Origin of the sequence: Methanococcoides sp. (assembly GCF_030594565.1) — an archaeon.
GTDB lineage: Archaea > Halobacteriota > Methanosarcinia > Methanosarcinales > Methanosarcinaceae > Methanococcoides > Methanococcoides seepicolus.
Window position 1 is genome coordinate 1 of the sequence record NZ_JAUVEY010000094.1, and the last position, 8,626, is coordinate 8,626.

Sequence of the window (8,626 nt, forward strand, 5' to 3'; positions counted from 1 at the left end):
GAAGTATAGCTGAAAGTCCAGTGGAGCAAACAAAATGCTTACAAGTACTTACACACACATCCCCGGAATTGGAAAAACGATTGAAAAACGAATATGGGAGAGTGGATATTGCACATGGGACGAGTACCTTGAGCATCAGGATGAAATATCCATTCCAGCAACCCGAAAAGAAAAGATAGCAAATGGCATAGCCGAATCGAAAGAACACCTGGAACAAAAGGATTTCGAATATTTCGCCAACTGCCTCCCAAGTGCGGAACAATGGAGGGCATTTGAACACTTCTCCGATTCGGTAGCCTATGTGGATATAGAGACAACCGGACTGTCACCTTCAAGTTCCTATATCACAGTGATAGGAATATACGATGGAGAAGATGCAAAAACGTACGTCAAAGGTATAGACCTTGAAGACGTTGTAGAAGAGTTACAGAAATATGAACTGCTCGTATCGTTCAACGGTGCCCGTTTTGACCTGCCTTTTATACAAAAGGAATTCCCACAGATAGAGTTCAACCAGCTTCACATCGATCTGATGTATCCTCTAAGGCGCATAGGCCTTTCCGGCGGCCTCAAAGCAATTGAGAAGGAACTGGAGATAAACCGAACCGATGAGACCGTAGGGATCACCGGATTCGATGCTGTGAGGCTCTGGCACGAATATGAACGCGGTAATGAAGGATCCCTTGAACTGTTGCTGGAATATAACAGGGAAGATATTGTCAACCTTAAAACAATAATTGAAAAAACGTATCCTCAGTTCATCGAGAGGACATTTCAGAAGACCCTCGGGAAATGACAGAAAGGGAGCAGCAATTTCTGCTGTGATTGGAGGGAACAGCAAAAATGAGACCGGACATATCCAACATACCTGACCTGCCGGGCGTCTATCTTATGAAGGACGTATCCGACAACATCATCTACATAGGAAAGGCGAAGTCCCTTAAAAAAAGGGTCAGCCAGTACTTCCAATCCAGCAAGAACCATTCCTCCAAAACAAGAGCAATGGTCAGGAAGATAGCGGATGTTGACTACATTGTCACGGAATCTGAGGTCGCTGCACTGATACTCGAAGCTAATCTGGTGAAGAAGAACAGGCCGCATTACAACATCGCCCTGAAGGATGACAAGCGTTATCCTTACGTGAAGGTCACTGTCAATACAAAATTTCCCAAAATATTCATAACGCGCCGCAGGCTTATGGACGGCGCCCTCTATTTTGGCCCTTATACGAATGTGAAACCTGTCAAACAGACCCTTGAGATGATCTCACAGATATTCAGGATTAAAAGATGCAACCGTAGAATAGACGACAAAGGAAAAAGGCCATGCCTGAACTATCATATCGATCGATGTTATGCCCCATGCAATGGCTCGATATCGCCTGAAGAATATCGCAATAATGTGATGGAAGCAGTGAAGTTCTTTAAAGGCGAGACATCCGGTATAATAAAAGAGCTTCAGGAAAAGATGAACACCCATGCTCTGGCACAGGAATATGAAAGTGCTGCTGCGATACGTGACCATATAGATGCTCTGAAAAGCCTTTCCCAGCAACAGACGGCCACTGCGGGAAATGATGACAGCGACATAATTGCAACTGCCTCTGACGATGAGACCGTTTTCGTACAGATCTTCTACATCAGGGACGGAAATATGGTAGGTAAAGCCGATCTTTCCCTTTCATGGGGAGATGTCACCGGCAATATAGCCCGTGCCACAGATGAATTCATAAAACAATACTATCAGGATGCCCCTGTGCCACCCGAGATACTTGTGCAGCACCCGATAGCCGAAAAGGAACTCGTAATCAAATGGCTTTCCGAAAAAGCAGCGAGAAGTGTACAAATACAGGTACCTCAAAGGGGTAACAAGAAAAGATTGATGGAAATGGCCGAGCAAAATGCCCAAATGACCATGGAGCAGTCACACCTTAAGCAAAGTGATAAGGAACAGGCACTACAAGCACTGTTACAGCTCAGGGATGCCCTTTCATTGTCCACATTGCCTGCGCACATCGAAGGTTTTGACATCTCCAACATATCGGGCACTGATGCTGTTGGTTCAATGGTGGTCTTTGAGAACGGCATACCTGCAAATAGCAAATACAGGCATTTCAACATAAAAACGGTGAAAGGAATCGATGATTTTGCCATGATGGCAGAGGTCGTAAAACGCAGGTATACGCGGCAAAAAGCCGAGAAAGACAAACTACCAGACCTCATCCTCATAGACGGAGGTCCCGGACAGGTCAGTGCTGCCATGGGCTCTTTAAAGGAACTGCAACTCGACATCCCGCTTGTAGGACTTGCAAAACGATTCGAGCATATCATCGTACCAAAGGATGACACCGATGAGGTTGTAATATTACCCCACACATCCGAAGCACTCAAAGTGCTCATGCGTGTAAGGGATGAGAGCCACAGGTTCGCTGTATCATCCCACAGAAGAAGACGCACTGCAAGGCTCTCTCACTCAGAACTGGACACTATCCCGGGGATAGGAGCCTCAAGAAAAAAGGCATTGTTGAACCATTTCAGTTCCATTGAGCAGATACGCCATGCATCCGTTGAGGAACTTACTGCAGTGGATGGCATCAGTAAAGGACTTGCCGAAAAGATCGTTGCTCATTTTAATAAAGAGAGAGTTGCAAACCAGTAAATTTGATCATTTATTGCTGCGAGATGCGACATTGTATCGTAAAAATTGCCTGCTTTTTTTAGAGATGGTGATGCATCAATGTACATACATAATACATACATGCATACCATGTGATTTTTATTATTAAAATTATTGACGACTATTCAGATTCGAAAATAAGATTATTACAGAGCCAGAATTATATACATTTATCACATTAATAGCCAAAATATAACAATTATTATAGTGTCATCGGATTATTTTAGACGGAGCAATGATATGAGTACTGTTAATAAAGAGCTGGAAGTAGCAAGACACAATTTATTGGATCTCACAATGCGCAACTCATTGTTGAATTTCCATCCATCAAAAGACAGAAAAATAAGAGTGGTGGATGAAATACCAAGAGAGGTCTATGATAGATTGGTTCTTCAAGAAAAGAAAATGGAGTTCCGTCCCAAATCAAAAAATCAAGATCAGAAATATGAAACATTTGCTGATGAAAACAAGTCAGACATATCAAATGAAGATATTGACGATGACGAATCATCTTTACTTTGGAAAATGCCAGAGTCCAATGAAGAACTGGAAGGTAAACACACTGATCGTTTTCTTCAAACAACACTGAAAAGTGAATATCTTCAAAAAAGAATGTACTATATTAGTCAGCAATCCCAATCGGTACTTGAAGAGCAGGGATATACTGTCCTGTATCTGGCTCTTGGATTTCTAGAGTGGGAAGACCCTACCACCACTTCCAAAATAAGGCAAGCTCCATTAATTCTTGTTCCTGTTGAATTGGTTCGCACAGTTGCAGGTGGTCCTTTTCAATTGTCATGGACAGGGGAAGACATATTCACAAATGTTTCTCTGCAGGCAAAGCTGATTGAAGACGGCATTTCACTTCCCGAATTTGAAATGCCTGATGAGAAGGAAGGATTTGATCAATATTATCAAGATGTTGTAGAAGCTATCGCAAAAAAACCCAACTGGAAAGTTCTATCCGACATTAACTTGAGTTTCTTTAGCTTTACCAAGTTTGTTATGTATAAGGATCTTGATCCGATGGCATGGCCTGAGGATAATTCTCCAGCCAAGCATCCTTTGATAAAATGTATATTTGATCCTGATACTCAAATTTGTGAAACTGAATTTTCTGAAGATGATGTTGACAAAAAAATTAATGCTCAAAATGTATATCACGTGATGGATGCCGATCCATCTCAAATTGCTGTGATCGAGGATGTAAAATCGGGCAAGAACATGGTAGTAGAAGGGCCACCAGGGACAGGTAAATCTCAAACCATCACAAACATCATTGCCGAGCTTCTTGCAGCAGGAAAATCAGTACTTTTTGTTAGTGAAAAAATGGCAGCTCTTGAAGTGGTAAAAAGTCGTCTTGACCAGTCAGGTCTGGGTGATTTTTGCCTTGAACTACATAGCCGAAAATCAAACAAAAAAGAGGTTCTCAAAGAACTCGAACGCACTGTCTCCCTATCGCCTCCAAAATCGGTGTCTTTAGACAGCCGCTTTGATAAATTAGAATCGCTTAAAGCAGAATTAAACGATTATGCAAGTGCATTGAGAGAACCTTTCGGGTATATCAGACAGTCCCCATTCAATTTATTTTGTATGAAAGAGGATGCATTACGCTATTTTGAAAATGTTGGACGAGAAATGCCAAATGTTAAGTTTACCAATATTGAAAAATGTAGCCAAAAGGATTGGACAGAAGCAATATCAGCCCTTTCGAATATTTCCGACATATTATCTCTTGTAAAACCAGTCAATAATCACAAATGGAAAGGCTGTAAGCCAGGAATGATGCTTCCATCTGACGAATCTGAAATTGAAAAACTAATTGACGAATGTAAAATATCATTGGATAATCTTGTCGTTTCAGTAGATGATCTTTGTCAACTTAGTTCGACAAATCTCCCCCATACTTTAAAAGAAATTCAATCATCTATTTCTGCTGCAAAAGTTGTGGCAGCATCTAAACCTATCGATAAAGAGGTTTTATTAAATCAAGAATGGAATGAACAGAGTAATGAAGCAAAATTATTAATTAAACAGGTAGAAGATTTCCATAGACAAAGTTCTGCTTTACATTCCACATTTAGGGAGACTGCATTTGAACAAAACATTGAGTCTATTGTCAAGGAATATAAAGAACTATCTGCTAAATTCGTCATCTTCCGATTATTTAATAGTAGATATCGTTACTTGAAAAATGAAATCTCTTCATTTTACAAAGACATCGCTCCTAAAAAAACAGAATATATCATCTCGGATCTAAATGAGTTATCGGCGTGCATTCAATCTCGAAGGGAAATTCGAGACTCGAATGAAAGCGGACAGAGTCTTTTTGGTTCACACTGGAAAGATGAAGAAAGTAATCCACAAATGCTTGATTCCTTTGCAGAATGGGTCGTATCCTTCCGTCAGCAGTTGTTGAAAGATGCCTTCAATAATGAAGTGGTCGATAAAGTCAGTTCTGGTGTTTCTAAAGGAGATCTGGATAAAGCGATAGAAGATGTACCAAAAACCGTCTGTATCTTTGTTGAACAACGCGATAAATTATTTGATCGGCTCAATTTAGATCACGAACTAGTGTTTGATACTAATCTTGATGATGTATGTATTGAGGACACGGACTATCAACTTCAATTGTGGAAAGAAGGAATCCCAAAACTCCAGCAATGGGGTCAATTTACTGTTCGTAGAGATCAATGTCTTGAAACGTTTGCATCTCCAATTGTAAACCTTATTGATTCGAATCTCATGGAATCGGATGATATAATTCCATGCTTTGAAGGTAATTTTGCAGAAGATCTTCTTCGATGCGCATTCATGGAAAGGCAAACATTAGCAAGTTTTATGGGTGAACTTCATGAAAAAAAGATTAAAACATTCACAGAACTCGATCGTGAACTAATTTTCGAGAACCGACAGAGACTTGCATATTTGCTTTATGAAAGACAACCACCAATCCCCAGAGGTGCATCTCCAAAATCAGAGGCTGGTATTCTATTAGGAGAATTCAACCGAAAGCGCAAGCATATGCCCATTAGAAAGCTAATGAAAAATGCCGGTAGCTTAATACAAAAAATTAAACCTTGTTTCATGATGAGTCCACTATCAATAGCGCAGTTTCTTGATCCCCTCAATATCAATTTTGATGTTGTTGTTTTTGATGAAGCTAGCCAAGTGCGACCCGAAGATGCTTTAGGAGCACTATTACGTGCAAACCAGTGTGTGATAATAGGAGATACTCGTCAACTTCCACCTACAAGTTTCTTTGACAAGATAATTGATTCAATGGATGATTCCGATGAAGAGAATACAACTTCATTATCGGACATCGAAAGCATACTTCACTTATGCAAGCGTAGTTTCCTGACAAAGAATCTTCGTTGGCATTATCGCAGTAGGCATGAATCATTAATTGCGGTTTCTAATCAGGAATTTTATGATCAGAATCTCGTGATTTACCCATCTCCTATGGCTGATATGGAACACTTAGGCCTAAAGTTTGTTCATTTACCTGATACTGTCTATGGTCGAGGGAAAAGTCAAGGGAATAGGAAAGAGGCAAAAGCTGTGGCAAAAGCTGCTCTGGAACACTTCACAAAATATCCCGATAAAAGTCTTGGAATTGGTACATTTAATATGAACCAGCAGCAAATCATACTAGAAGAAGTCGAAATGCTGCTCAAGGAACAGCCTGATATGACTGAGTTCTTCGAAAGTAAACGTCCTGATCATTTCTTTGTCAAGAATCTGGAAACAATACAGGGTGACGAGAGAGACGTTATTTTTATAAGCGTTGGTTTTGGTTTTGATAGAGACCACAATTTTAGGCTTCAGTTTGGCGCACTCAATCGGGAAGGAGGAGAAAGAAGATTAAATGTCCTGATAACTCGTGCACGTGAAAAATGTGTTGTGTTCTCCAATTTCCAGGCAAAGGATCTTGCAACTATTCAAACTTCACCATTTGGAGTGAAAGCTTTGAAAACATTTTTAGACTTTGCCGAAAACAGGAATCTCCAAACAATTGAAGCTACAGGAAAAGACAGTGATTCACCGTTTGAAGATTCAGTTTATGATTTCCTTCTAGATTGTGGATATGATGCTCAAAAACAGGTTGGTTGTGCAGGCTATAGACTGGATCTAGCAGTTGTTGATCCCAACTCCCGTGGACGATACCTTCTAGGAATTGAATGTGATGGTGCTAAATATCACTCATCTCCAGTTGCAAGAGATAGGGACAGACTACGCCAACAGGTTCTTGAAAACCTAGGCTGGACAATTTATCGTATCTGGTCTACAGACTGGTATCGAAATAAGAATGATTGCAAGATAAGGCTAAGGGATTTTATTGAGAAGACTAAGCTAAATACTCCCAAACCCACAATAAATAAGAATAAACCATTGGAAAACCCAGTAAAAATACTGGATTCAGGTGTTGAGCGGGAAGAGGTTAATGAATCTTGTATTTCGAATGAAGGAACACTTCTTGACCTTGTTCCCGAATACAGAATATGTTCTGAAATCGACATCGATACACAGAAACAAATACATGAACTGTCACATTCTGAGCTTGAAATAGCTATCATCCAGATCCTAAAAATTGAATCTCCTGTACATATAGATGAGATGATAAAACGAATTCGTGAAAACCACGGCTTAAAAAGAACCGGTCAGAAAATCAAAAATGCAATCATAGAAGCTGTGAATTATTCAGAAAGGAATGAAAAACTTGTCAATCGAGGAGATTTCCTTTGGATGGACATCAATGATGTAAAGGTTCGTCGGCGTGGTAATGAAGTTGCTGCAAAGATAGAAATGATCTGTAATGAGGAAATAGCTGAAGCTGCAAAACTGGTTCTTAAAAGTCAGCACGCCACATCCCCTGATGAACTTGCGATTCAAACATCACGTTTGTTCGGAATCCGATCCACCAGTGGGACGATTGCGGAGAGGATAAAGGGTGTTGTTAGTAAAATGATTGATAAGAATGAATTGAGGGTTTTATCGAGTGGTATGGTAGACCTTGTTGAGTCAAGATAAAAAAATATCAATATTCCTACAGAACAACAATAAGAAAATATCGTATTCATCTGAAAAGTTGGAAGCTCAAAATACTAATACATCCTAAAACGTATTCCCAAGAAGATGAAGAATAGACGAATTGCAGGTGATGACCTTTAAAGTGATAGACGAAATGATAAGGGAAACGGAAAAAGAGCTCAAGGCATTGAAAAAATATCCCGATGAAAAGCTTATTGAGATAATAAAGGAGGTCGGGTTCGAGTGTGATCTGTGCGGGATGTGCTGCACCAGACAGTTCAACGACCATGTGTTCCTGCTGGAAAAAGATGTAGAAGCAATGAAACAGATAGATGAGTCCCTTATCACCCCTGCACCATACTATGAGTTCTGTGACCAGAAGGGGAATTTTTACGTTTCCGGATACTCACTGAGAACAAAGGAGGATGGAAGTTGCGTTCTTCTTGAGAACAATCGGTGCACCATCTATGACAAGAGGCCAACCATATGCAGCCTTTACCCATACATGCTCCACCGGGAGACAGATGAAGAAGGAAACCTTGATTGGCGACAGATATCCGGTCTGGACCAGCATGGATGTTATCATAGTGAGATCAAGGATGAAGATGCGAAAGTGATAGCATCTGATATTAAAGAATACGAAGAAGCATACCTTGAGCAGCAGATAGCTTTCTTTAAAAAAGTAAAGGAACATTTCAAAGAGAATGGATCAAGGCATGTCAAATCTGTCTATGACCGCCAGATGCGAGCCTTTGAAAAGGGAAAAGAGATAGTTGTTTACGTGTTCCACAACAACGGATTGGAGCTTTGTCGCATCTCAAAAGAGGAATGAGATCACTCATTCCAGCTACCACTGAGCTTACCATCCCTTGCCATTTTACCCAGCACCCGATTAACAGGATCACTGATAGGTGAG

4 protein-coding genes are annotated in these 8,626 nt (G+C 40.4%); all 4 read left to right on the plus strand.

The window, feature by feature from the left end:
• Positions 1-34: 34 nt before the first annotated feature.
• The 4 genes from QAS77_RS08420 (at position 35) to QAS77_RS08435 (ending at position 8,542) form a co-directional block, all read left to right on the plus strand.
• Entirely contained in the window at positions 35-796 is a 762-nt protein-coding gene (locus tag QAS77_RS08420) for a ribonuclease H-like domain-containing protein (protein ID WP_305064911.1), read from the plus strand.
• 47 nt (positions 797-843) lie between these two features.
• Positions 844-2,658 carry an excinuclease ABC subunit UvrC gene (uvrC, locus tag QAS77_RS08425; protein WP_305064913.1) on the plus strand — a complete coding sequence of 605 codons (1,815 nt, stop codon included), beginning with the start codon at positions 844-846 and terminating at the stop codon, positions 2,656-2,658.
• A gap of 258 nt (positions 2,659-2,916) precedes the next feature.
• Positions 2,917-7,710: a DUF3320 domain-containing protein gene (locus QAS77_RS08430; RefSeq protein WP_305064915.1), complete on the plus strand. Its 4,794-nt coding sequence runs from the start codon at positions 2,917-2,919 to the stop codon at positions 7,708-7,710.
• 130 nt (positions 7,711-7,840) lie between these two features.
• A complete protein-coding gene (locus tag QAS77_RS08435; protein WP_305064916.1) occupies positions 7,841-8,542 on the plus strand; it encodes a YkgJ family cysteine cluster protein in 702 nt (233 codons plus the stop codon).
• The last annotated feature ends 84 nt before the right edge of the window (positions 8,543-8,626 follow it).